This is a genomic window from Haloferax sp. DFSO60 (assembly GCF_046557615.1).
Lineage (GTDB): Archaea > Halobacteriota > Halobacteria > Halobacteriales > Haloferacaceae > Haloferax.
The window spans coordinates 395,741-419,003 of record NZ_JBKIII010000001.1; the positions used below are offsets into that span (position 1 = coordinate 395,741).

Below are 23,263 nucleotides of genomic sequence, written 5' to 3' on the forward strand. Positions count from 1 at the left end.
TGCGTTATCGCATCTTGTCGAGCGCGACGAACGCTTCGGCGTTCGCAGTCAACCACGCCTCCATCTGGTCGCAACAACTGTCTCGCCGCGGATACACCGTCACTTGGTCGGCGCCTTCTCGGTAGGTGATGACGACACTGTGTAGTTCACAATCGTCCACCAAGGTAGTGCGGTCTGGGCTCCCTGCAGCGACATCACGAGACGCGGGCATTTCTGACATACGCCGTCATCTACACAAAGGCGATGGTGATTACATAACCTTCACTAAGTGTGGTATTCGTTGCCACGACACAGGATTAATTATCCCCCCGTCTCGTAGATAGGGAACTGCAACGTCTTCTCAGCGAGCGGCGCACGCGACTCGCGTTCGTTCGTGCGCTCTGGGGCGACTTCTGCCGCCGGAGACGGGTTCAAGTGGTCACGACTGCCATCTGGTTGTCAATGGTGGATCCAACGTCTGATTTAGAGGAGAACATCGACCCAGAGGACGCGCCGAAGTGTGACGTATGCGGCGAGCCAATCGTGAGTTCACCGACGCACAGAGTGGTCACGTGGATAGACGACGAAGGAACGCTCTATCATCGACACTTCTGCGACGACGATTGCCGGGCGAAGTGGGACGACGAGCGGTAGGTTCTCCTATCGGAGTAGTCAAGACGGCAACAACTTACTTCGACACCGTCGTACGAAGTGTATGAATCTCGGAGGCTATCTCAAAGCGAACTTTATCATCGGTGGCGCGCTTCTTGTGCTCCTCTTCGCCGTGCTGTTCGTATTCTCGAAGCCGTATCTCTCGCTCGTCGTTCTCGTGATTCTCGCCGTTCTCGGGTATCGCTACTACCGAAGAGAAGTCTATTTCGAGCGATAAGCACGCCCTTACTCCACCGACGACCAGAACCGCTCCAAGCCGAATCCGAGCATGTCCGAACTCACTGGCTGAAACTCCTCGCGCTCGTGGTCGGGGAAGTACTGTCGAACGCCGTCCCACGACTCGCGAGCGTAGCGCGCATCGACGAAGACGCGAACGCCAACCTCGTCAGTCCCGCGAATCACGCGCCCGATTGCCTGTCTGGCTTTTCTCACTGCCGGAACCGTGAGCGCCGTCTCGAATCCAGTGCGGGACGGCGAGCCGCCCCGCTTGCTCCCACTCGCTCCGCTCGCGGGGACGTCTCCGAATTCCTTGTCGTAGGCTGTCTTCACCGCTCGTGTTCTGGGTGAGGCGGTGTTGATGAGCGGGACGCCGCAGACGACGGCCGCCGAGAGTCGGTCACCGCTGTAATCGACGCCTTCGGTGAGCGTACCGCGAAGACTCGTCACCAAGACTTTCGACTCGCCGCCGAAGAATTCCGTTTTCAGGTCTTCGGTCACGCCGTCGTCGGAGGCTTCGTCGAGGAGGACGGGTTTATCCACTCGCTCACTCAGGACGCCCGCCATCCACTCGGCTTCGGCGTAGTTCGGCATGCCGACGAGGACGTTGCCGGGCGAGCGCGTGCAGACTTCGGCAGTGGCATCGGTATAGGCCAGTCTGGTACTGTTTTCTTCGCCCGGTGACCCACGATTTTGGTGAGTGAACTTCGGGACATCGACCGCGAAGCTCTCGCGGTTCTCTTCGGGGAAACCGAGTCCGAAGGTCCGTTCGGCGACCGGTCGGCCGTCATCTTCGAGCGCGTCGAGTCCGGCGACGCTGCGGAACACGTCGAGCGGTTCGAGTGTCGCGCTCATCAGGACACCACCACCAAAGTCGCTCATTCGCTCGGCGATAGCGTCGCCGGGCAGGCAGTTGTGGACCGAGAGTTGGGCGTTGTAGGCGCGTCGCCACGACTCGGCGGGTTCCATCTCGTTCCACGTGCGTTCGAGGTCGATTGCTCTGAAATACGATTCGTGGTCGGCGTAGGCCCACGTGGCGAGTGCGCGACCCGCGGCGGGGGCGGCACGTCGCTTGTCCTCTTCTTCGACCGAGTTGAGGATGCGACCGACGAGAGAACCGGTCGCTTCGGCGCGAACCCACGTCCCCTCGTCGTATCCCTTCTCTTCGGCCCATTCGGTGAGTTCGTCCACACTCGGCACTTCGGGGTCACGAAGTGGGAGTTCTTCGTCGGTGAGTTCCGTGAGGTTGCTTCGCCAGTTGCGATTTTTGCCGTCGAGATACGCCGTCACACGACGGTCGAGTTCCTCTCTGAGGTCGCGGATGAACGCTCGTGTCTCTTTCAACTCCCGAAGCGTCACGTCGCCATCGCTCAACTCTGCTTTGACGAGTTCTGCGTCGGCGGTGGTCTTTCCGGCGTCTTCGAATTCGACTGGTTGGATGACTCGCGTGAACTCGCTCTCTGCGTCGCGGAGCGTCTTGTCGCCGACGCCGACCGACACGAGGTCGCGGACGCGTGGTTCGAGCATGTGCGCCTCGTCGCAGATGACGTAGGTCGAATCGTCTACGAGCGCGCCCGTGAACGTGCCGACGGTCACGGGGTCGAACGCGTGGTAGTAGTTTCCGACGACGACTTCGACGTTCGAGAGGAGCGCGCCCATCACCGAGTGGGGACACGACCCCATCCCTGCCGAGAGCCCAACCAAATCTTCGGTCGTGATGAGACCCATATCGTCGAAGTCGAAGGGGACGGCCTCGACGGGGTCGCCGTCCTCTGGCAAATCGGCGAGATAGTTCGCATAGAATGGGCAGTACTCGACGTCCTCGTAGTCGGGCATCGATTTGGAGTAGGGCGTCGGTTCGCCCGCGGTTTCGAGATACGAGGGTTGCGTACTCGTCGCGCCCGTATCGAGGAGTCCTGTCTGTTGCTCGCGGGCGTCCTTTGCGAGGGCTTCGGCGCTCGTCATCCCACCGTCGCCGACGAGGCCACGAGTTCGGTCGCGGAGACCGTCACAACGGTCGTAGACGGTCGATTCGTCGATGCCGCCGCAGGTCTCTCTGCTGTACGGGCACACGTCGGCTTTCCCGACGAGGGTGAGTCCGGAGACGGATTTCCACTCGTCCGGAAGGTTCTGATTTATCGTGCGGAGGTCGGCTTCGAACTGCCGGAGTTGCTGTTTGACGCTCGTGAGGACGAACACCCGTTCGTAGTCCGAATCGGGGTCGCGCACGAGTTCGATGCCCGCGGTGAGTGCGAGCATGGTCTTGCCAGTCCCACAGGCACCTTCGATGACGGTGAAGCCGCCATCTCGCGCGGTCGAGAGCGCGGTTTCGATTCCGTCCGCCTGCTCGGGATACGGCTCGGCGTGGCCGAATACCTCCTGCCAAGTCACGCTATCTGGTCCAGTTGCGACGGCCATAGGGGTGTCGGTGACTGGCCGCCAGTTCGTATATGAAGATTCGGACCGCTCTGGGTCCGCTCCAGTTCCGTTATTCGAGGAACGATTCGATTGCGTCTGCGAACCCTTCGCGGTCTTCCTCGCCACCGACACAGACGACGAATGGCTCGCTCGCAGGTGCGTAGACTTTCATCTCACGACCTTTTTCGGAATAGCGGGTTCCAGCGACGACGACGAGGTCGGCCTCGATGAGGTTCCCGAGATGGTGTCTGACGTTCTGAATCGACGTATCGACCGCCGCACCGATTTCCGTTGCCGTGGAGGGCGACTCGTGGAGACATGAGAGTATCTCGCGGGCAGTCTCGGTCGCGAGGCTGGAGATAAATTGCTCCGTCTCTTCGTCGTCGAGCCAGAGGACTCGTGGTGTTCCATCACCACCGACGTTCACGTCTCCGTCGGACGGAAGCAGCCCGGACATACCACGGAAAAATAGGTCAGAAGAGTAAACATTTTCGGGCCATCACGCGCTCGTCGTCTCACCGCGAGTCACACCGGGGAGTCGATTGCCGACGTAGAGAACCGCGAGAACACCGACGATGACCACGAGTCCGAGTGCGAGCGTCCGGAAGACGAACTCGAAGCCAACACTCGCCTCGGTGAGAAAGCCGACTGCGCCACTGCCGTTTGCCTCTAACAGGAGTGCAAGCCCGCTAAAGACCGCGTACGCACTGGCTCGGGCGTCGCTCGGGAGCGACGAGAGCATGAACGTATCGAGCGCGGGAAAGAGGCTGTGGATGACGTAGCCGATAATGGCAATCACGACGGCGACTGCGAGGAATCCTTGTGCCATCGTGAGGAGAATGAGCGACCCGGCGAAGGCGACGAGCAGCCCGAAGATGTAGGGAATGTGTGGCAGTCGGTCGGCGAGTTGTCCCGAGAGCGAGAACGCCGGGACGCCAGCGGCGAAGATAATCGTCAGCATCGTCCCCGCCGTCGCGGGCGAGAAGTCCTTCGCTTGGGTCATATAGGAGACGAGGAAGTTGAACAAGCCCTGCCAGACGAACCCGGCGGGGGCGATGAGGAGGATGCCTGTGAGGATGATTTTCCAGTGGCTGAGCGCGGCGAGGAAGTCCGTATTCGACCCGCTCGCATCGCCCATACTCCCGTCTCGGGAGACGAGATAGAGTGCGACAGTAATCGCGGCGGCCGCGACTGCGAGCGCCCAGAACGTTACTCGCCACGAGTAGCTAGCGAGGATGAGAACGACGATTGGTGCCGCGAGGACGGCCGCGAGTTGACTGGCCGCCCCGTGAATTCCGACCATTCGCCCGACGCGCTCGGGGAAGAGTTCGCCCACCAACGGGACTGCCGAGACGAAGTACGCACCCGAGGAGACGCCAATCGCAAACGCGCCGACTTGGAGCATCGGAATCGTCGTCGCGCTCGCAGTGAACACCGAAGCGAGAACGAGCAACGCCCCTGCCGCGAGAACGACACGATGCCGTGGCACACGAGTCAAAATGTAGCCGACAGGAATACGTGGAATCGCCGTCCCAATCCAGATGAGCGAGGTGACGATGCCAATCGTCGCGGGGCCGACGCCGAACTGCGTTTGGAGCGTTTCGACTAACGGCGGGAACGCGACCCGGCCAAAGTTGACGAGGAAGACGAGACCGCAGAGGGTACCAAAGAGACGGCGTGTCACAAACGCGAATCGAAGGCGAGCGCATCAAGTGTTGTGAATCGGTCGGCCAACCACATGTGTTAACGCACCACCGGGCGAACACAGGGACATGATTACCAGCCGACGCATGGCCGCCGTCGATGTGAACGCTGAAGCGCTCGGCGTCCCGCGAAAGCAGCTCATGGAGTCGAGTGGAAACGCCGTCGCTCGGGTCGCCCGCGAACTCGTCGAACCCGGCGCTTCTATCGCTATCGTCGCCGGACGCGGCAACAACGGCGGCGACGCGCTCGTCACCGCTCGATTTCTGAAAAGCTACGACGTGACAGTCCACCTCCTCGGTCGTCCCGAAACCATCTCGACGACCATCGCCCGCGAGAACTGGGATGCACTCGTCGCGGTCGAGTCGAATCTCCAAACGGTCACCGACTCCTCGAAGTTCGACCTCGGCGCCCCCGACCTCGTCATCGACGCCATGCTCGGGACTGGCGTTACGGGCGCATTACGTGAACCCGAGGCGACCGCCGCCCGCGCCATCAACGACTCCGATGCACTCGTTCTCTCTGTGGATGTTCCGTCCGGCGTCGATGCCGACACCGGCGACGCTGAAGGTCTCGCCGTCGAAGCCGACCACGTCGTCACCTTCCACGACACGAAACCCGGCCTCGAAGCACTCGCTTGCGACGTGACGGTCGCGGATATCGGCATCCCACAAGCCGCCGAGTTGTTCACCGGCCCCGGTGACCTGCTCGAACTCCACCGTCATGCGCAGAGCCACAAAGGCGACCACGGCGACCTCTTGATTATCGGCGGCGGTCCCTACACCGGCGCACCCGCACTCGCCGCACAGGCCGCGCTTCGTGCCGGTGCAGACCTCGCTCGGGTCGCCTGCCCGGAACACGTCGCCCGCGAGGTACAAGGCTACTCTGAGAACCTCATCGTCCGCGAGTTTTCGGGCGACCACCTCGCCCCCGAACACGTCTCCGACCTGCTCGACTACGCCGCCGACCGCGACGTGGTCGTCTTCGGCCCTGGACTCGGTGACCACGAGGACTCGCTCGCCGCAGTTCGGCAGTTCCTCACCGAATTTGACGGAACCGCTGTCGTCGATGCCGACGCGCTCCAAGTCGTCCCCGACATCGACACGGAAGCGACTCTCATCTGCACACCGCACCAAGGCGAATTGCAGAAGATGGGCGGCACGACCGCGAGTGACTGGCGCGAACGAACTGACCTCGTGCGCGAGTTCGCCGCCGACTTGGGCCACACACTACTGGTCAAAGGCGCGTCCGACGTGATTTCCGACGGGAACGAGATACGGGTCAACCGAACCGGAAATCCGGGCATGACTGTCGGTGGAACCGGCGACGTACTCGCGGGGGCGACTGGCGCGCTGGCGTGCGTTCTTCCGCCGCTCGACGCCGCCGCTGTCGCCGCCTACGCCAACGGTCGGGCAGGTGACCTCGCGGCCGACGAATTTGGCAACGGATTAGTTGCGACCGATGTACTCAAGCGCCTTCCGGTGGGTTTGGTGGGTGAAGAATGACTGGCGAAAACGAGAACGACCTGACCCACGTCGACGAGTCGGGCGACGTGCAGATGGTCGATGTCGGTTCGAAACCCGATACGGCCCGCCGAGCAGTCGCTCGCGGCACGATTCACCTCTCCGAATCGACCGTCGAGGCGATTCGAGAGAACCAGGTGAAGAAAGGCGACGTGTTGGCGACTGCGCGAATTGGGGCAGTACAGGCCGTCAAACACACGTGGGAGACGATTCCGATGTGCCACCAGATTCCGATTACGAACATCGACACCGAGTTCGAAGTCGAATCGGATTCGGTGACGCTCTCGGTTGGAGTGGAGACGACCGGAAAGACCGGCTGTGAGATGGAGGCGCTGGAGGGTGTGACGACGGGCCTGAACGTCGTTTGGGATATGGTCAAAGCCGCCGAGAAAGACTCGGAGGGGCAGTATCCGGGGACGAAAATCTCGGATGTGGAAGTGGTGTCGAAAGAGAAGTCAGAAATATAAGATTAACCGCACCATTCGTCAATTTTTGCCGCTCAGTCTATGAATTTCCGACTCATTTTATTAGAATATCGAACCGACATGTCAACGTTTAAATGTCGTCTCTGATGACACTCACACATGTTATCACGAAAGGGAGTTGTAGCAACGTTTCTCGCTGCTATCGTGGTACTTTCGGGGGTTCCACTCGGACTCTCCGGAAGTGCCGTGGCAACGACAGCGACAGTACCAGCGGCATCACAGACAATCACACTCGATGCCGAGCCACTATCAGTCGGCAGTAGCGCCAACGTCTCGGTCGGGTACAACCTCACCGATTCCAACGACCCTGCCAACGTGAGCTTCTTTTTGGTCGGCGATACCGGGTTTGCAGACTCGAACAACTCGATAACGACTTCGACTGGCACACTCAATCTTACCGTTCCGACACGGTCTGTCGGTGGTTCGCAGCGCGTTCGCGTCGATGCGGTCAACGAAACCAGCGATCTCCTTGCGACTAACACCACGCTGGTGACGACGGATTCGCCGGTCACAATCGACGGATACACCGTTTCGACACAGACACCGGCCCAGGGGGAACCGGTGACGGTGAACACGACGCTCAACAACACTGCCGGTTCGTCGGCAGAGTTCAAAGTGAACGTGTACGCGGAGGACTTCCAGGTTACACCGGAGAACAATACGACTGTCACGGTCCCCGGTAACTCGAAGAAGCACGTCGAACTGAACGTCACTTACACCGCAGAGACAACGCACAATTTGACCGTGAACGGCCAACCACCGACCGAAATCGTCGTCGGTAACGCTGGCGGGACGGGTGGGGAAAGCTTCACGTATACGAGCGTCTCTGCTGAGAACACATCGGTTCCGTTAGGCCAGACGGGCGACGTTCAGGTTACGTACGACCTCGGTGACGATATCGAGACGAACGACGCCAAACTGATAGTGAAAAATTGGTCGACGACGTTCGATACGAACGCGTCGCTCGTGGATAACGACACGGTGACGATGTCGATTCCAGAGCAGACTGTCGCCGGACCACAGCGCGTGACGGTCGCAGTCCAGAATACGACGGACGGGACGATGTATCGGAGCGAAGTCAACCTCACCGTTGTGGGGAACACCACGGTCGAATCCGTGTCTCCGCCAGCGACAGCAGTTGCCTCCGCAGGTACGAACGTCTCTGTCACTCTCAACAACACCGGGCCAACTAACGAACTGTTCCAAATTCCGATTTACGACTCGGCAACGAGCCAAAACTCGGTCGGTTACAAGTGGGTCACTGTCCCAGCGAACACCGAGCAGACCTACAACGTCTCGACTGCGTACTCCGCGGGGACGAAAACGACCTACCTCGCAAACGTGAGTTACGGGACGACGGAAGTCGCGCCCGCGGCGACCGTGGAATCCGTTACTCACCTCAACGGTCCCGAGAACACGTCCGTACTGACGGCGGACGTCCGAACTGGTTCACTTCTCACCGTCGAACTCAAGAATGGGACACAACAGGACCTCGCATCGGCAGGAGTAACAGAATCGTCTGTGTTCGAAGTCGTCGTCCACCTCAACAAGAGCATCGACCCCGGACTCGTGCTGGCGAACGCGCACAACGTCTCGTGGGAAATTACGGACACGACGACAGACTACTACGAGGTGACAATCACGGCGCAACCTCTCGAATCACAGTTCATGCGTGGGGCACCGTCTCTCGATAACTGGGATTCACTGAGTGACAGTGAGGACCAAGCGGACGACAAACTACTCTGGTACAGTATCTCGTTTATCGACGAGGATTCGCTGTACAACCAGAACATGTCTGGAATGACCATTGCGACCGACGCGCAAGTGTTCGGTTCGCCACAGTACAACCAGACAACGGACGCTATCGAAATCGACCTCGCAGCACCGCACTACAACACTACTGGCGGCACCAACGACGGGATTTACAATACGACGATCCCGGCGTCGCTCCTTTCGGAATGGGGGGTCTCCAACCCCAGCGAATTAGCAGGGACGTATCAGGGACAGTCTCGGACGCTGACCACCGCAGAGAACCCTGACGGAAGTCTGGACGTTTCGATGGACATCCACTACTCTAGCGGGCAGGTAGCGATTTTCGCGGAGACGGACGATTCCACAACAACGGATTCTGAGACGACCTCCGACTCGGCGTCGAGTACAGATTCCACCACCAGCTCATCGACGAACGACGACGGTGATGACGATTCGTCGGCTATCACTGACGACGACGCGAACACCGCCCGTTCGACCGACGAAAAAGTGACGAAGTCCGTCACCGGTGTCGAATCGGCGACTGTCGTGTCTGTCGATGAAGAGACGACGGTGACGCTCACCAATGCCTCGTCGAACGAGACGGTGACTATCGACCTCAAGAACGTCACTGACACGACGAACGAGACAGTCGTGGATGACACTCGCCCGAACGTGTCGAATCTCGACCTCAACCTCTCGACCGAATCGTCCGAATTGGCAGTCTCGGTCAGCTCGCACGACGTCGCACCCAACGGAACTCCGGAATACACCAATTCCGAATCGAACGATGACGCTGGGGAGAGTGACGCTGGTGTTGTCGGATATCTTCAAATCGACGTTTCCGGAACGACCGACGAGGAGATAGAAGACGCGAGAATCACATTCACCGTTCCGGTAGACAAACTCGAAGCCTCCGGCACGAACCCGGAAAACGTCACGCTCGCTCGCTACCACGACGGCGAGTGGCAGACGTTAGAGACGCGCCATCTCGGTGGCGACCGTTATGCTGCCGTGACGCCTGGCTTCTCCGTGTTCGCCATCACGACTGAATACGAAGCAGTCGGGGACCAAACATCGGCAGCCCAATCGAGCGAAGAGACGACCGAACAGCCAGACACAGTTACCGAAACTGCAACTGCCACTGCAACCAAGACGACCACCTCACAACCGACGACCGCGTCGAGCGAGACGACGCAGAGCGAATCGCCTGGGTTCGGGATTACCGTTGCACTCGCCGCGCTCGCTCTCGTGGCCGCTCGCGTCTGGCGCAACTAATCGGTCACACTCTCGGAACCCACATTAGAATAACTCGCACGGACCGCGGGCGTTAGTCCACTGTCACTGACAACGCTGCGGCTTTTGACCGCGCCTTCTCCACAATCGAGGGCGAGGCTTCGAACTCGACGAACACCTGTTTTCCTTGGTACTCCTCTTCTTCGACGTAGGCGTGGTCGTAGAGCCACGAGATGACGCTCATCGTGTCGTCCACCAGCGGGAGCAAGAGTCGCTCGCGCTCCCACGCGGGCAATTCTGCTTCGACGCGCGCGGTCAACTCGGAGATGTTCTCACCAGTGAGTCCTGAGACGGCGACCGGGTTCGGCGCGAGTGCGGAGAGCGCGGCGCGCTTTTCTTCCAGTTCGTCGTCGTCCACCGCGTCGATTTTGTTGAAGACGGTGACGATAGGTGCCTCGTTGCGCTCGTAGAGCGTGTCGTGGCTGGTGATGAGTTTCTCGCGCATCGCGTCCAGTGACTCCGAGGCGTCCACGACGAGCAACACGAGGTCGGCGCGATAGACCGAATCGAGCGTGGATTTGAACGACTCGACGAGCCAGTGCGGGAGGTCGGAGACGAACCCGACTGTATCGGTCAACAGCACGTCGCGTTTGCCTGTCTCTGCTCTGCGGGTGGTCGTCCCGAGCGTCGTGAACAGTTGGTTCTTCGACTCCGCGGTCGGGTCGAGGTCGGGGTGTAAGTCGTCGTTCTGCCCGACTTCCAAATCGTCCGCCAATTGTTGCATCAAGGTCGATTTCCCGGCGTTGGTGTAGCCCGCGAGTGCGACGAGGTCGAACCCGGACTCGCGACGTTGCTCGCGGCGGGTCTCTTCTTTGTCGGCAATCGCGTCCAGTTCGTTCTTGATGCGAGAAATCTGGGCTTTGATGTCGCGTTCTCGGCTCTCGTCGTACTCGCCGAGCCCCATGAATCCGGGGCGCTCGTCACGCTTTGCGAGTGACGCTTTCGCCTCTGCTCGCGGGAGTTCGTAGCGCAACTCGGCGAGTTCGACCTGTAACTGCGCCTTTCTGGTGTTGGCCCGCTGGCCGAAGATTTCGAGAATGAGCGTGAAGCGGTCGATGACTTCGACGTTCTGGGGAAGTTTCTGGGCGATGTTGTAGGTCTGGTATGGGCCCAATCGATTGTCGAAGATAACCGCCGCTGCGTCGGTCTCGGCGACGAGCGCCGCTAGTTCGCTCACTTTGCCTTCTCCGAGCTGGTATCCGGCGTCTTCTTCTCGGGTTTGCGAGAGCCTGCCGACGACATCGTAACCCGCAGCGCGGGCGAGGTCAGTGACCTCCGACAGGTCGGCATCGCCGCGATCGACTCGCTTGGCGACGACGACACGCGTCATCGTCGTCCCTCCGTGGTGTGATACGAAGCCTGCACTGTGTCACGTTGACGTAACCGCCGGAAGCACTTAAGCCCCGCTCGGCTGGGTTCACGCACTGAGATGGCTGTCCGTCACCTCCCGTTCCATACCCGGGGTTGTGCGGCAGGCGTCTTGTATATTTCCCGGATTGGGTAACCCACGGACACGTCGCAATCACAGACTGTTCTCTGTACTGTTTAGTCACCCACAAACGACTTATACGAAGGCGCGGGATGTTCGGGGTATGGACCCTCTACAATTCAGTCTCGACCCCCAACAACTGGGTATCGAGTTCGGGAGTGGGGCCGTCATCGGCGGCATCATCGGCTTCGCCGCCAAGAAGGTGGCAAAGCTCATCGCCGTCATCATCGGTCTCCAACTCGCGGTGTTCAAATTCCTCGAATCGCGCGGCATCCTCACCGTCGATTGGGAACGACTGACTGGCGGCCTCGTGAGCGCGAGTCAGCAAGCCGCATCCGAGACCCCGCCGGATTGGATTTCGACGATTCTCTCCACCGTCTCGGTTTCGGCTGGCTTCACCGGTGGCTTCCTCGTCGGCTTCAAAAAAGGATAATCGCGCCGCGCGTCGCTTCGAATCGAGTTACAACTCGCCTTTGTCTTTGACGATTTGCGTCTCAGCCTCGCCGCTCGTGATGTTGTTCACGAGGTCGTAGAAGTCGTTCTGCATGCCTGCGGGGAACGTGATGACGCCGACCCACGACCCGTCGTTCTGCCACTCTTCGCGTTCGAGTTCACCGTACTTTCGGACCTGTGCTTGGCCGCTCCCTGCGTACTGTGCGGGGAGTTGCACAGCGATAGTGACTTCCGCAAAGCGGATGGGAAGAACCGGACGAAGCGCATCCAGTGCGTCATCGACCTGTGACTCGACCGGTTCCATCGGGTCCACTTTGAAACCTGCTTCCTCCAGTGCGCGTTCGATACGCTCGGGTGGGTGCGGCGAGTCGTTCATCTGTGGGTTGACCGCGTTGCGCGCGATGCGGTTGATGAGCGAGCGTCGTTTCTGTTCTTGCATCTCGCGGCGTTGGTCGGCCGTAATCTGAATCTCCCCTTTCTGGACGACCTGCGGGATGATGGTGAGCGGGTCTGTCGTCCCGAACACCTTTTCGAGGTCGTTCTCGGCGGGGCGGTCACCGCGCGAGGCGTCTTCGAACACGTCTTCGGCCGCGATGACGTCTTCGAGGTCGCCGTCGAACTCGTCGCGCTTCATGGCGAGTGCGGCATCCGGGTGGATGAGGACCTCAAAGCGTGCGCCGTGAGACTCCAGTCGGGCAGTTACCGCTTCGTCGAGTGAAATCATAGGTTCGGATACTCTCTCCGTGGTAAAAAGCCCTCGCCGATTGACTGTTCACAATCGCGTCCTGTGATTTAGGTCGCCAGACACTCACTTCCGTCTCTGTCTCCGCTGGTGTCGGTCTTGGTCTGGGGCGAAGAAACGGTTATACTCGCCCGCACCCCACGAATCAGTATGAGTTCGCAAGCCACCGAAAAGTCTCTCGAAGAGCGTATCGAGCTCTTCATGCGCCGAAACTTCCCACAGATTCAGATGCACGGCGGGAGCGCCGGTATCGAAGCCATCGACAAAGACTCGGGCGAAGTCTGGATTTCGCTCACCGGCGCCTGTTCCGGGTGCGGTATCTCGCCGATGACGATTCAAGCCCTGAAGTCGCGGATGGTCACCGAGTTCGACGAGATTTCGGAAGTCCACGCCTCGGCAGGTATGGGCTTCGACTACGACGAACCGTTCGAACCCGACGTCTCCGACGCGCCGTTCTAGATTTTAATCTCTTTTCGATAGCCGCACCGCTCACCGAGTGAAAAACACAGAACTCGAATCCCGGATTAGGCGGCCTGTTCGATAATTTCGACGAGGTCCTCTTTGCTCTGGACGCCGATGACCTGCTGGACTTTCTCGCCGTTGGCGTAGAACTGGAGGGTCGGAACGCTGCGAATCTGCTGGTTGCGAGCGAGTTCCTGCAGTTCGTCGATATCGACCTTTGCGACGACGGCGTCGGTCTCTTCTGCAATCTCTTTGACCGTGGGTTCGAGCATCTTACACGGACCACACCACTCGGCGTGGTAGTCTACGAGGACGACGCCGTGTTCGGAAATCAGGTCCTGGAGGTGGCTCTCGCTTTCGACGTGGATGGGTTCGTCCGTTGCTTCGAGTGTACTCATACAGAGTCGTATCAGCGCGAGACTATTACCCATTGCGCCTGTTTGCACGCCGACGCACGACCGCGAAAGGGGTGTTTAGCAGTCGTAGCGCAGAAGAACACCGTCGTCAACTCGCTCGACGTCGCGGAGTGTGAGTCTCGGGAAGTTCTCTGTGAAGCCATCACCGTCGGCGAGCGTCGGTGCCTCGCGTCCACCGATGACCATCGACCCGACGTACAGCGAGAGTTCGTCTACGAGGCCATCCGAAAAGAGCGAGAAGATGACTTCGCCGCCGCCTTCGACCATCAGACGTTCGATTCCGGCCGATTCGAGTTCGCCGAACGCTTCGGGCAACGAGACGCGCGCCTCGCCCGCGATGACGATCGTTGCGCCTGCGCCTTCGAGTGCCTCGATTCTGTCTTCCGGTGCGGATTCGGAGACGAGGATGTAGGTCTCAGAGACGTCGTTGAGAATTCGCGCATCGACTGGTGTACGTGCGCGTGAGTCGGCGACCACGCGGGCCGGGTGTGACGACTCACCTCGGGATTCGCGTGCAGCCACGTGTTCCGAATCGTCGAGGGCCAACTGCGGGTCGTCGGCGAGGACGGTTCCGACACCGACGAGGACGGCATCCGAGTTCGCCCGAACGTCGTCCACTCGGTCGAAGTCCTCGTCGCCGCTGATTTTGATTTGCTCGCGGCGGCGCGAGGAGAGTTTGCCATCGACACTCGTCGCGGCGTTCACGTGGACGTGCATGGTCGAATCTCAGTCGGTAGTCGAAAACGCGTTTCGGTTAGGAATCAACTGCCAGTTCGGACAGGAATTAAATACTGCACAGTGGTAGACTGTTTCATCATGATTCCTACTGTTCTCATGCTCGGGTGGGGGTTCCCACCAAACGTCAGCGGTGGACTCGACACACACGTCGGCGAACTGTTCGAGCGAATGGAGGCACGCGACGACATCGACATCGAACTCGTACTTCCGGCAGAGTACGCACCGGACAGACCAGGAATCACGGGCGTCCCGACGGGCGAAGGCGACATCATCACTCGAATCGGTCGCCTGAGTTCGGCCTTTGCGGAGCATGCAGAAGATGCAGATGTCATCCACACCCACGACTGGTTCGGCTACGGACCGGGCTCGCGCGCGAAGACGAACAACCCCGATATCGAGTGGATTACGACGTTTCACTCGCTCTCGTCGGACCGCAACATCGACCCGCCGCAACGTGAAGTCGAAACCGAGCGCCGAATCGCTGACCGATGTGACCACCTGCTCGCGGTGAGCAAACTCCTCGCCGGAAAGGTCAAAGAAGAGTACGACGGCGACTGCGACGTCATCTACAACGGCTTTTCGGAGTGTGAGACGAAGGGAATCGACCGCAAAGCAGAACTCGGAATCGACGGGAAGATGCTCTTTTTCGTCGGTCGCCACACCGACCAAAAAGGCATCTCGCATCTCATCTACGCACTCGAAAAACTCGACCGCGACGACGTGACACTCGTCATGGGCGGGTCGGGCCACCTCACGGACCAACTCAAGCGATTTGCCGAACTCATCGGCGTCGAAGACCGAATAGAGTGGGTCGGCTACGTCCCCGAAGAAGAACTCGGCGACTACTACGCCTCGGCGGACCTGTTCGTCTCGCCGTCGCTGTCCGAGCCATTCGGAATCACCATCGTCGAAGCCCTCTCGACTGGCACGCGCGTCGTCGCAACCGAGAGTGGGGCCGCAGAAGTCCTCCCCGAGGACTGCGTCGTCGAAGTCGAACCCGACTCTCGGTCGATTGCGAAGGGTATCGAGTACGCCCTCTCGCTCGAAGGCGAACCAGAGTACGAACCGTACACGTGGGACCAAGTGGTGGACGAGACGGTCGCCTACTACCACTCGGTACTCGAAGAGTAGAAACGAAAGACTGGAACGGAATTAGCGAAGGAGTCGAACTTCTGTCACCGGTTCGGGGTGTCGAATTCGGTAGCCGGTTCGCGTTGGAACCATCCCTTTTCGCGGCATCGTCCCGCGCGCCGATTGATACGGTGAGTCGTCGGTCTGGACCGACTGGTACGGCGAGTCGTACGAGGATTGATACGGGCTATCGGAGCGCTGGTACGCACTGTGTTCGTCGGGTTGGGCGTCGAAGCCTTCTGGCGGGAGGTAGATTCGCTCGCCGGATTCCGAACGAACGACGACTGCGGTGTCCTTGTCGCCGTCCATGACGATTGTCGTCCACCCGTCTTCGACTGTCATCGAGAAGGAGACGGCAGGTTCGGCCTCTTGTGTGTCGTCGCTGCTCATACCTCTGTAAGCGACACGTGCCCACTTAGTGATTCGCCCCCGCTCGGCGGTTCGGTGACTCTCGCGGGAACCCTTTTTATCCGAAGAGGGCGAACTGCCGTTCGATGGAACTCGACCAGCATGCCGAGGAGCTTGCCTCCGCCCTCGGTGTTGACAAAGAGGAGGTCAAATCCGACTTGCAGAACCTCCTGCAGTACAGTGTCCCGCTCGACGAAGCGAAACAGAGCGTGCGACGAAAACACGGCGGCAGTTCGTCCGGCGGCAACGCCCCGCCGTCTTCGAAGCGTATCGCCGATATCGGCCCGAACGACGGCAACGTCTCGGTGACGGTGCGCGTACTCACCGTGGGTACGCGTTCTATCGTCTACCAAGGCGAAGAGCAGACGATTCGAGAGGGCCAACTCGCCGACGGATCCGGTGTCATCTCGTACACCGCGTGGCAGGACTTCGGCTTCTCACCCGGCGACTCCGTGACGATTGGCAACGCGGGCGTCCGCGAGTGGGACGGCAACCCCGAACTCAACATCGGGTCTGCTTCGACCGTCGGTATCGAGTCCGACCCCGTCGAGACGCCGTACGACGACCAAATCGGCGGTGAATCCGACCTCATCGACCTCGCCGCTGGCGACCGTGGGCGCGCCGTCGATGTGCGCGTTCTCGAAGTGGATTCCCGAACGATTTCTGGCCGAAACGGTGAGACCACGATTCTCTCGGGCGTCCTCGCCGACGAGACGGGGCGACTCCCCTTTACCGACTGGGCACCGCGTCCCGACCTGAAAGAGGGTGCGAGCCTCCGATTCGAAGACGTGTACGTCCGCGAGTTCCGCGGCGTCCCACAGGTAAACCTCTCGGAGTTCTCGACTGTCGAAGTGCTTGAGACTCCTGTCGAAGTCACCGACTCCGCGCCCCGACTCAAAGTCGGCGAGGCTGTCGGCGCAGGTGGCATGTTCGACGTCGAAGTCCTCGGGAACGTTCTCGAAGTCCGCGATGGTTCTGGACTCATCGAACGCTGTCCCGAGTGTAGTCGCGTCGTCCAAAACGGTCAGTGCCGACAGCACGGCTCTGTCGAGGGCGAAGACGACATGCGCGTGAAAGCAATCCTCGACGACGGAACGGGAACGGTGACGGCGATTCTCGACCGCGACCTCACCGAGGAAATCTACGGCGGGACGATGGCCGACGCGATGGAGGCCGCCCGCGAGGCGATGGACAAGGAAGTCGTCGCCGACGCAATCGCCGACACGCTCGTCGGGCGTGAGTACCGCGTTCGCGGCAATCTCTCGGTCGACGAATACGGCGCGAACCTCGAAGCCGACGAGTTCGAAGAATCAGATGACGACCCAGCCGACCGTGCGACTGCGGTCCTCACGGAGGTGAAGGCATGAGTTCGTCTCCTGTCGTCGGCACGCGCGAAGTCGCCTACCGCCTCTTCGCCGCCGAGTTCGACGATGCATCGCTCTCGTACTCCGAGAGTGACGAAGAACGCGCGCCGAACTACGTCGTCTCGCCCACGGGCGCGCGACTCAATCGGACCTTCGTCGCGGGCGTCCTCACCGAAGTCGAACACGTGAACGACGAGGTACTTCGTGGCCGCGTCGCCGACCCGACTGGCGCGTTCGTCACCTACGCCGGACAGTACCAACCCGAACCGATGGGCTTTCTGGACCAGACCACGCCCCCGGCGTTCGTCGCACTGACCGGCAAAGCCCGAACCTACCAACCCGACGATTCGGACGTGGTGTTCACGTCGATTCGCCCCGAGAGCATCAACGAAGTCAATGCCGACGTACGCGACAAGTGGATTGTCTCGGCCGCCGAGGCGACACTCCACCGGATTGCGGTCTTCGACGAGGCGCTCTCGATGTCCTACCGTGGCGAGAAACTCCAGAAGGCGCTCGAAGCACGCGGCGTCGAACCGTCGCTCGCCTCGGGAATCCCGCTCGCAATCGACCACTACGGAACGACCCGAGCCTACCTCGAAGCAGTTCGCGCGCTCGCCGTGCAGGCGCTCGAAATGGTCTCTGGCGACCGCGACCAAGTCGAGTCGCTCACCGTCGCGCCCGACGAGGGCGACGACGCCGCACTCGGGTCGCTCCCCGAACTCGACCTCGCACCCGCCGACGCTCCGGAAGTCGAAACTGCAGTGGCGGAAGTGGCAGACGAGCCAGTCGCCGAAGCCGAGCCTGAGACGGCGGACGAACAAACTGCCACGACGACCGAACCCGTGGCGGAAGAACCTACGGCAGAAGCCGAATCCGAGCCTGCGGCCACGACTGCACAGGTCGACGACCAGACCGACGCTGAATCGGTCTCGGAATCCGAACCGGACGACTCAGAGCCAGTCGCGGAGCCCGACACCGAACCAGAACTGGAGACGGAACTCGAATCCGAACCCGAGCCAGAAATCGAATCTGAACCGGAACCAGTCACGGAGTCGGAACCAGAACCAGAACCAGAACCAGAACCAGAACCAGCAGCGGCAGTCGAATCCGAGTCTGAATCCGACAGCCTCGGAGACTTCTCTGACGACCTCGGCGACGCAGAACCCGACACGTCGGAGTCGCTCGAGGACTTCGAGGACACCGGTGGGGACGACTCCCTCGGCGACTTCGCCGATACTGGCGCGGAGTCAGCCAGCGAGACGGCAGAGTCGTCGGCCGATTCGTCCGACGCTGAAGACCTCGACCCCAACGGCATGTACGAACTCGACGCCGACGAACGTGCTGAGGTCGAAGCGGAGTTCGGAACCGAGTTCACGACCGGAACGGACGTGGACCCAGCAGGCGAGGCAGACATCGACGTGCCAGACGTTGACGAACTCGAAGCGGAAGCAGACGCCGAACCTGAGCCCGAACCAGAAACAGAATCGGTGGCCGACACTGCCGACGAAGCAGGCGACGAAGACGCCGCCCCCGCAGACGATATCGACCTCGAATCGGTCGTCATCGACGCGATGGAGTCGCTAGACGACGGCGACGGTGCAGACCGTGAGAACGTCGTCGCCGCCATCGTGGACGACTACGGCGCGGACCCTGACGCGGTCGAAGCCGCGATTCAGGACGCGCTTCTCGGCGGTCGGTGCTACGAACCGCAAGAGGACGTGCTGAAGGCAATCTGAGGACGTGACACGGCCACTCGTCGAACCGATTCCGGGCGAACCCGCTGCGGTGGCGCGAACCACCAGACAGGGCTTCCCCGAACGTTCGCTCGTCGTGGCCGACTATCACGCCGGTATCGAAGCCGGACTCAGATACGAACGCGGCGTCGAACTCCCGTCGAACGCGGACGTTCGGCGCACACGATTACTCTCACTTTTAGAGCGAACCGACCCGGACAGACTCATCGTTTTGGGCGATTTGGGTCATCGAATCGGCGACCCGAAGGGCGACGAAGCCGACGAGTTGAACGAATTAGTGGAAGCCGTGCGCGACTACGCCGAAATGACGCTCGTGCCCGGCAACCACGACGGCGGGCTTGCAGACTTCTTTGGCGAGCGCGTCGAGGTGACCGACAGAACCGGCATCCGCCTCGGTGACGTTGGCTTCTGTCACGGCCACACCTGGCCCTCGCGAGAGGTACTCGCCGCTGACGTGATTTGCTCAGCCCACGAACATCCGGCGGTCAGATTAGAAGACGAAGTCGGCGGCGTACGAAAAGAGCGTGCGTGGCTTCGCGGTCCGCTCGCGCCCGAAGTCTTCGCTGAACACTTCGAAATCGAGGTCTCAGAATTGGAGTGGCACGACCCCGAACTCGTCATGTTCCCGGCGTTCAACGACACCTCTGGCGGGACGTGGGTCAACGTCCCCGGACAGGGGTTTCTGTCGCCGTTTCTGCCCGAAGGGTTGGCGCAGGCTGATGCGTACTTGCTCGATGGGACGCGGTTAGGCGACTTTCGGCAGGTGTGATTACCCGAATAGTCTGAAGGCAGCGACCCCGATACCGAGTACGAACACGAATGACGCACTGACGACACCGATTTGTTGCAATCTGCGCCACTCGCGGAAGGATTCGGGGACTCCCTCGTATCGTTCTTGGATAGCATAGCGTACGCAGAGGAGTCCATATATTCCCATTGCGACCATCAAAATGAGCTTCCAGACGGCGAATTCTCCGAGTTCACCGCTGAATATCAAGAACGGATAGCCGATGAAAAATCCTGCTTGCGACACCCAAAATGCGCGTTCCGGACTCATGCAATCAAGCCGTACAACTCGATGGCCACGACGAAGAGGAAGAAACACGCGACTGTGACAGTGAGGTACACTTGTGGACCCCAATCAGTCGGGATGTTCACACGCTCGGGGTTCTGGTGACCGACGGCAGCGACGTACGAGAAGACGAGAGCCACGCAGGCGGCTGCCGCGGTGGGTATTCCGACCGTGCCAGTGACGACATCGAGGCCAATGCTGACGGTGGCGGCAACGGCAAACGCGGCGAACGAAATCCAGTATACACGTTCCGGGGACACAGAGAGAGTTGAACCACCGCCGACATGAATCCCCCGGCGAGGGGTTCACCGAGCGGTGTGCTTAATCAGTTCGCGCCGTAACGTCGGTCGATGTCAGACGGCGAGGTTGCCGCCGGAATGGACGTGTTCGCGGAACTTTCGGAACCCGTCCGCAACGCACTCTCCGAGCGTGGATTCACGACGCCAACTGAGCCACAGCGCCGGGCGATTCCGCCGCTCACGTCGGGGAAGAACGCGCTCGTCATCGCGCCGACGGGGACCGGAAAGACCGAGACGGCGATGTTACCCGTGTTTTCGGCTATCGCCGACTCGGAGGCGCGATTCGGAATTTCGGTACTCTACATCACGCCGCTTCGGGCGCTGAACCGAGACATGCGTCAACGCCTCGATTGGTGGGGTGAAGTGTTAGAAATCGACATTCAGGTTCGCCACGGTGATACCACGCAGTACCAGCGACAGAAGCAGGCGAACGACCCGCCGGACGTGTTGGTAACCACTCCAGAAACGTTGCAGGCGATGCTCACCGGCAAGAAGCTTCGAAAGGCGCTCTCGGACGTTCACCACGTCGTCGTAGACGAGGTACACGAACTCGCCTCAGCCAAGCGCGGGGCGCAGTTGACGATTGGACTCGAACGCCTCCACGAACTCGCGGGGTCGTTCCAGCGAATCGGGCTGTCTGCAACTGTTGGGTCGCCCGAGGAGGTCGGAAAGTTCCTCACTGGCGACCGGCCATTCGACATCGTCGAAGTAGACGTAGACAATCGCGTCGAGTTCGACGTCGTCAGACCCGAGGTAACGAAGGAAGACGAACGACTCGCGGGGAAGCTCGCAACCGACCCCGAGATTGCGAGTCACGTCCGAACCATCCGCGATATCGTCAACACCCACGAATCGGTCCTCGTCTTCGTCAACACGCGGCAGACCGCCGAAGCACTCGGCTCTCGGTTCAAGAAACTCGGTGACGCCATCGAGGTTCACCACGGGTCGCTCTCGAAAGACGTTCGAATCGACGTTGAAGACCGGTTCAAAGCCGGAGAGTTGGACGCGCTCATCTGCACCTCGTCGATGGAACTCGGAATCGACGTGGGGCGCGTAGACCACGTGATTCAGTACAACAGCCCCCGAGAAGTCGCGCGTTTGCTCCAGCGTGTTGGTCGTGCAGGCCACCGATTAGGCGTGGTTTCTCGGGGAACGGTCATCACCGACCACCCGGACGACACGCTCGAAGCCCTCGCTATCGCTCGCCGAGCAAAGTCGGGTGATGTCGAACCCGCCCGCGTCCATCACGGCAGTCTCGACACGGTGGCGAATCAAATCGTCGGCGTCGTCATGGACTTCGGCGACGTCTCGGCGCGAAAAACGTACGAAATCGTGACTCGGGCGTACCCCTTCCGCGACCTGTCTGAAGACGAGTTTAGAGAAGTCGTGCGCGAACTCTCGCAGAACCGCTTGCTCTGGCTGGAAGAAGAAAAGGACCTCCTCGAAAAGTCGAGCGGGACGTGGCAGTACTTCTACGCCAACCTCTCGATGATTCCCGACGAGGAGACCTACGAAGTCCACGACATGTCCTCACGTCGGCAGATTGGAACCTTAGACGAGAAGTTCGTCCTCAACTTCGCCTCGCCGGGGGCGACGTTTATCCAGCGCGGCGAGATGTGGCGCGTCAACGACGTGGACGAAGAAGAGGCGAGAGTCAACGTCTCACCAATCGAAGACCCCGGTGGGGAAGTTCCCTCGTGGGTCGGCTCAGAGATTCCAGTCCCCGCCGCCGTCGCGGGCGAAGTCGGCGAGTTGCGAGACGTAGCAGCCCCACAGTTCGAATCGAAAGCCAGCAGAGAATCTGTCGCCCACGACATCGTGGGTCGGTATCCGACCGACTCACACACTGTGTGGACGGGGCTCGAACCTATCGAGCGACAGGTCGAAGCCGACGCACCGATTCCGACGGCGAATCGACTCGTCCTCGAAGGCTCACCCCGAAAAGTCACGCTCAACTCCTGTTACGGCCATCGCGTCAACGAAACCCTTGGACGACTCCTCTCGGCACTCATCGGCCAGCGAACCGGGTCTTCGGTTGGGATGGAAGTAGACCCCTACCGAGTCGAGTTCGACGTACCAGGTAAAGTGAGTCCGACGACCTTTGCTGACGTTCTCCGCGAGACGGACCCCGAACACGTCGAAGCGTTGCTCGAATTAGCACTCAAACGTTCGGACTCGCTCAAATTCACACTCGCACAGGTCGCCGCCAAGTTCGGGGCGCTCAAGCGCTATCAGGGGCGCGGTCGCTTCGGCGGCGACAGACTCGTCGCCGCGCTCGAGGGCACGCCCGTCTTCGACGAAGCGGTGCGCGAGGTGTTCCACACCGACCTCGCCGTCGAGGAGACGATGGACTTGCTCTCACGCATCCACGACGAGTCTGTCGAACTCGTCGTCGCCCGCGAACCGACACCAATCGGGACGGGTGGACGTGGGTCAGGAACAGACTTTCTCGTCCCCGAAAACGCCGATGCGAGTGTCATCGAGACCATCCGCGACCGGATTCAAAACGACCGCGTACTCCTCACGTGTCTCCACTGCAAGGACTGGACGCGAAAGACGAAGGTCAAGCGCGTCCGCGACCCGCCGACCTGTCCCGAATGCGGGGCGACTCGCGTCGCGGCGCTCAATCCGTGGGACGACGAGACGGTCAAAGCAGTTCGCGCGCCCGAAAGAGACGACGAACAGATGCGACTCACGAAGCGGGCGTATCGGTCTGCGAGTCTCGTGCAAGCCCACGGAACGCAAGCAGTCATCGCACTCGCCGCTCGCGGTGTCGGCCCGCACAACGCTGCGCGTATCATCAACAAACTCCGCGACAACGAGGACGACTTTTACAGAGATATCCTCGAACGAGAGCGCGAGTACGCCCGCACGCAGTCGTTCTGGGATTGAACTG

At 60.5% G+C, this 23,263-nt stretch carries 23 protein-coding genes; 12 read left to right on the forward strand and 11 right to left on the reverse strand.

Annotated elements, in window-relative coordinates:
* Positions 1-4: 4 nt before the first annotated feature.
* On the reverse strand, positions 5-211 hold the full coding sequence (locus ACK509_RS02010; RefSeq protein ID WP_410764828.1) for a hypothetical protein: 207 nt from the start codon (positions 209-211) through the stop codon (positions 5-7).
* A gap of 230 nt (positions 212-441) precedes the next feature.
* Between ACK509_RS02010 and ACK509_RS02015 the strand changes: the two genes are divergently transcribed.
* Together ACK509_RS02015 and ACK509_RS02020 are read left to right on the forward strand one after the other, a co-directional pair.
* A complete protein-coding gene (locus ACK509_RS02015; RefSeq protein WP_410764829.1) occupies positions 442-633 on the forward strand; it encodes a hypothetical protein in 192 nt (63 codons plus the stop codon).
* A gap of 61 nt (positions 634-694) precedes the next feature.
* On the forward strand, positions 695-868 hold the full coding sequence (locus tag ACK509_RS02020; protein WP_410764830.1) for a hypothetical protein: 174 nt from the start codon (positions 695-697) through the stop codon (positions 866-868).
* 8 nt (positions 869-876) lie between these two features.
* On the opposite strand, the gene ACK509_RS02025 is transcribed toward ACK509_RS02020, so the two are convergent.
* The 3 genes from ACK509_RS02025 to ACK509_RS02035 form a co-directional block, all read right to left on the reverse strand.
* Entirely contained in the window at positions 877-3,285 is a 2,409-nt protein-coding gene (locus ACK509_RS02025; RefSeq protein ID WP_410764831.1) for an ATP-dependent DNA helicase, read from the reverse strand.
* Positions 3,286-3,355: 70 nt separating this feature from the next.
* Positions 3,356-3,742, reverse strand: coding sequence for an ArsR/SmtB family transcription factor (locus ACK509_RS02030; RefSeq protein ID WP_410764832.1), 387 nt, complete (start codon positions 3,740-3,742; stop codon positions 3,356-3,358).
* Positions 3,743-3,784: 42 nt separating this feature from the next.
* A complete protein-coding gene (locus ACK509_RS02035) occupies positions 3,785-4,969 on the reverse strand; it encodes an MFS transporter (RefSeq protein WP_410764833.1) in 1,185 nt (394 codons plus the stop codon).
* Positions 4,970-5,057: 88 nt separating this feature from the next.
* On the opposite strand from ACK509_RS02035, the gene ACK509_RS02040 reads away from it, so the two are divergent.
* The 3 genes from ACK509_RS02040 (at position 5,058) to ACK509_RS02050 (ending at position 10,021) form a co-directional block, all read left to right on the forward strand.
* Positions 5,058-6,491, forward strand: coding sequence for an NAD(P)H-hydrate dehydratase (locus tag ACK509_RS02040; protein WP_410764834.1), 1,434 nt, complete (start codon positions 5,058-5,060; stop codon positions 6,489-6,491).
* Entirely contained in the window at positions 6,488-6,976 is a 489-nt protein-coding gene (gene moaC, locus ACK509_RS02045; protein ID WP_410764835.1) for a cyclic pyranopterin monophosphate synthase MoaC, read from the forward strand. Before ACK509_RS02040 ends, moaC begins: the two co-directional genes overlap by 4 nt.
* Before the next feature lie 117 nt (positions 6,977-7,093).
* Positions 7,094-10,021, forward strand: coding sequence for a PGF-pre-PGF domain-containing protein (locus ACK509_RS02050; protein WP_410764836.1), 2,928 nt, complete (start codon positions 7,094-7,096; stop codon positions 10,019-10,021).
* Positions 10,022-10,073: 52 nt separating this feature from the next.
* Here the strand turns inward: ACK509_RS02050 and hflX are convergent, their stop codons facing one another.
* The gene (gene hflX / locus ACK509_RS02055) at positions 10,074-11,369 is read right to left on the reverse strand and encodes a GTPase HflX (protein ID WP_410764837.1); all 1,296 of its coding nucleotides are present in this window, start codon (positions 11,367-11,369) and stop codon (positions 10,074-10,076) included.
* Positions 11,370-11,631: 262 nt separating this feature from the next.
* Here hflX and ACK509_RS02060 point away from each other — a divergent pair, with 262 nt between their 5' ends.
* Positions 11,632-11,961 (forward strand): FUN14 domain-containing protein, encoded by a 330-nt coding sequence (locus tag ACK509_RS02060; RefSeq protein WP_410764838.1) that lies wholly within the window; start codon positions 11,632-11,634, stop codon positions 11,959-11,961.
* 27 nt (positions 11,962-11,988) lie between these two features.
* Here ACK509_RS02060 and ACK509_RS02065 read toward each other — a convergent pair whose 3' ends face one another.
* On the reverse strand, positions 11,989-12,705 hold the full coding sequence (locus ACK509_RS02065; protein WP_410764839.1) for a ribosome assembly factor SBDS: 717 nt from the start codon (positions 12,703-12,705) through the stop codon (positions 11,989-11,991).
* Between the two features lie 168 nt (positions 12,706-12,873).
* On the opposite strand from ACK509_RS02065, the gene ACK509_RS02070 reads away from it, so the two are divergent.
* Positions 12,874-13,182: a NifU family protein gene (locus tag ACK509_RS02070; protein ID WP_410764840.1), complete on the forward strand. Its 309-nt coding sequence runs from the start codon at positions 12,874-12,876 to the stop codon at positions 13,180-13,182.
* Positions 13,183-13,247: 65 nt separating this feature from the next.
* Here the strand turns inward: ACK509_RS02070 and trxA are convergent, their stop codons facing one another.
* Positions 13,248-13,583, reverse strand: coding sequence for a thioredoxin (trxA, locus tag ACK509_RS02075; protein WP_410764841.1), 336 nt, complete (start codon positions 13,581-13,583; stop codon positions 13,248-13,250).
* 75 nt (positions 13,584-13,658) lie between these two features.
* The gene (locus ACK509_RS02080; protein WP_410764842.1) at positions 13,659-14,318 is read right to left on the reverse strand and encodes a 2,5-diamino-6-(ribosylamino)-4(3H)-pyrimidinone 5'-phosphate reductase; all 660 of its coding nucleotides are present in this window, start codon (positions 14,316-14,318) and stop codon (positions 13,659-13,661) included.
* 117 nt (positions 14,319-14,435) lie between these two features.
* Between ACK509_RS02080 and ACK509_RS02085 the strand changes: the two genes are divergently transcribed.
* Positions 14,436-15,470 carry a glycosyltransferase family 4 protein gene (locus ACK509_RS02085; protein WP_410766234.1) on the forward strand — a complete coding sequence of 345 codons (1,035 nt, stop codon included), beginning with the start codon at positions 14,436-14,438 and terminating at the stop codon, positions 15,468-15,470.
* 21 nt (positions 15,471-15,491) lie between these two features.
* Here ACK509_RS02085 and ACK509_RS02090 read toward each other — a convergent pair whose 3' ends face one another.
* Entirely contained in the window at positions 15,492-15,860 is a 369-nt protein-coding gene (locus ACK509_RS02090; protein ID WP_410764843.1) for a hypothetical protein, read from the reverse strand.
* 104 nt (positions 15,861-15,964) lie between these two features.
* Here ACK509_RS02090 and ACK509_RS02095 point away from each other — a divergent pair, with 104 nt between their 5' ends.
* The 3 genes from ACK509_RS02095 to ACK509_RS02105 are packed head-to-tail and all read left to right on the forward strand — an operon-like array spanning position 15,965 to position 19,765.
* Entirely contained in the window at positions 15,965-17,245 is a 1,281-nt protein-coding gene (locus ACK509_RS02095) for a Single-stranded DNA binding protein (protein ID WP_410764844.1), read from the forward strand.
* On the forward strand, positions 17,242-18,978 hold the full coding sequence (locus tag ACK509_RS02100; protein ID WP_410764845.1) for a rpa-associated protein: 1,737 nt from the start codon (positions 17,242-17,244) through the stop codon (positions 18,976-18,978). The genes ACK509_RS02095 and ACK509_RS02100 overlap by 4 nt, the downstream gene beginning before the upstream one ends.
* 4 nt (positions 18,979-18,982) lie before the next feature.
* Entirely contained in the window at positions 18,983-19,765 is a 783-nt protein-coding gene (locus ACK509_RS02105) for a metallophosphoesterase (RefSeq protein ID WP_410764846.1), read from the forward strand.
* Here the strand turns inward: ACK509_RS02105 and ACK509_RS02110 are convergent, their stop codons facing one another.
* Positions 19,766-20,053, reverse strand: coding sequence for a hypothetical protein (locus tag ACK509_RS02110; RefSeq protein WP_410764847.1), 288 nt, complete (start codon positions 20,051-20,053; stop codon positions 19,766-19,768). It lies immediately after the preceding gene.
* A complete protein-coding gene (locus ACK509_RS02115; protein ID WP_410764848.1) occupies positions 20,050-20,328 on the reverse strand; it encodes a hypothetical protein in 279 nt (92 codons plus the stop codon). Before ACK509_RS02115 ends, ACK509_RS02110 begins: the two co-directional genes overlap by 4 nt.
* A 90-nt stretch (positions 20,329-20,418) precedes the next feature.
* Here ACK509_RS02115 and ACK509_RS02120 point away from each other — a divergent pair, with 90 nt between their 5' ends.
* Positions 20,419-23,259, forward strand: coding sequence for a DEAD/DEAH box helicase (locus ACK509_RS02120; RefSeq protein ID WP_410764849.1), 2,841 nt, complete (start codon positions 20,419-20,421; stop codon positions 23,257-23,259).
* Positions 23,260-23,263 lie beyond the last annotated feature (4 nt).

What these genes read in the sequence shown, in the direction of transcription:
- ACK509_RS02085 (WP_410766234.1), top strand. Translation starts at nt 14,436, where the DNA reads ATGCTCGGGTGGGGGTTCCCACCAAACGTCAGCGGTGGACTCGACACA.
- ACK509_RS02050 (WP_410764836.1), top strand. Translation starts at nt 7,094, where the DNA reads ATGTTATCACGAAAGGGAGTTGTAGCAACGTTTCTCGCTGCTATCGTG.
- ACK509_RS02090 (WP_410764843.1), bottom strand. Translation starts at nt 15,860, where the DNA reads ATGAGCAGCGACGACACACAAGAGGCCGAACCTGCCGTCTCCTTCTCG.
- hflX (WP_410764837.1), bottom strand. Translation starts at nt 11,369, where the DNA reads ATGACGCGTGTCGTCGTCGCCAAGCGAGTCGATCGCGGCGATGCCGAC.
- ACK509_RS02025 (WP_410764831.1), bottom strand. Translation starts at nt 3,285, where the DNA reads ATGGCCGTCGCAACTGGACCAGATAGCGTGACTTGGCAGGAGGTATTC.
- ACK509_RS02015 (WP_410764829.1), top strand. Translation starts at nt 442, where the DNA reads ATGGTGGATCCAACGTCTGATTTAGAGGAGAACATCGACCCAGAGGAC.
- trxA (WP_410764841.1), bottom strand. Translation starts at nt 13,583, where the DNA reads ATGAGTACACTCGAAGCAACGGACGAACCCATCCACGTCGAAAGCGAG.
- ACK509_RS02080 (WP_410764842.1), bottom strand. Translation starts at nt 14,318, where the DNA reads ATGCACGTCCACGTGAACGCCGCGACGAGTGTCGATGGCAAACTCTCC.
- ACK509_RS02120 (WP_410764849.1), top strand. Translation starts at nt 20,419, where the DNA reads ATGTCAGACGGCGAGGTTGCCGCCGGAATGGACGTGTTCGCGGAACTT.
- ACK509_RS02070 (WP_410764840.1), top strand. Translation starts at nt 12,874, where the DNA reads ATGAGTTCGCAAGCCACCGAAAAGTCTCTCGAAGAGCGTATCGAGCTC.
- ACK509_RS02110 (WP_410764847.1), bottom strand. Translation starts at nt 20,053, where the DNA reads ATGAGTCCGGAACGCGCATTTTGGGTGTCGCAAGCAGGATTTTTCATC.
- ACK509_RS02040 (WP_410764834.1), top strand. Translation starts at nt 5,058, where the DNA reads ATGATTACCAGCCGACGCATGGCCGCCGTCGATGTGAACGCTGAAGCG.
- ACK509_RS02095 (WP_410764844.1), top strand. Translation starts at nt 15,965, where the DNA reads ATGGAACTCGACCAGCATGCCGAGGAGCTTGCCTCCGCCCTCGGTGTT.
- ACK509_RS02100 (WP_410764845.1), top strand. Translation starts at nt 17,242, where the DNA reads ATGAGTTCGTCTCCTGTCGTCGGCACGCGCGAAGTCGCCTACCGCCTC.
- moaC (WP_410764835.1), top strand. Translation starts at nt 6,488, where the DNA reads ATGACTGGCGAAAACGAGAACGACCTGACCCACGTCGACGAGTCGGGC.
- ACK509_RS02060 (WP_410764838.1), top strand. Translation starts at nt 11,632, where the DNA reads ATGGACCCTCTACAATTCAGTCTCGACCCCCAACAACTGGGTATCGAG.
- ACK509_RS02020 (WP_410764830.1), top strand. Translation starts at nt 695, where the DNA reads ATGAATCTCGGAGGCTATCTCAAAGCGAACTTTATCATCGGTGGCGCG.
- ACK509_RS02030 (WP_410764832.1), bottom strand. Translation starts at nt 3,742, where the DNA reads ATGTCCGGGCTGCTTCCGTCCGACGGAGACGTGAACGTCGGTGGTGAT.
- ACK509_RS02065 (WP_410764839.1), bottom strand. Translation starts at nt 12,705, where the DNA reads ATGATTTCACTCGACGAAGCGGTAACTGCCCGACTGGAGTCTCACGGC.
- ACK509_RS02010 (WP_410764828.1), bottom strand. Translation starts at nt 211, where the DNA reads ATGCCCGCGTCTCGTGATGTCGCTGCAGGGAGCCCAGACCGCACTACC.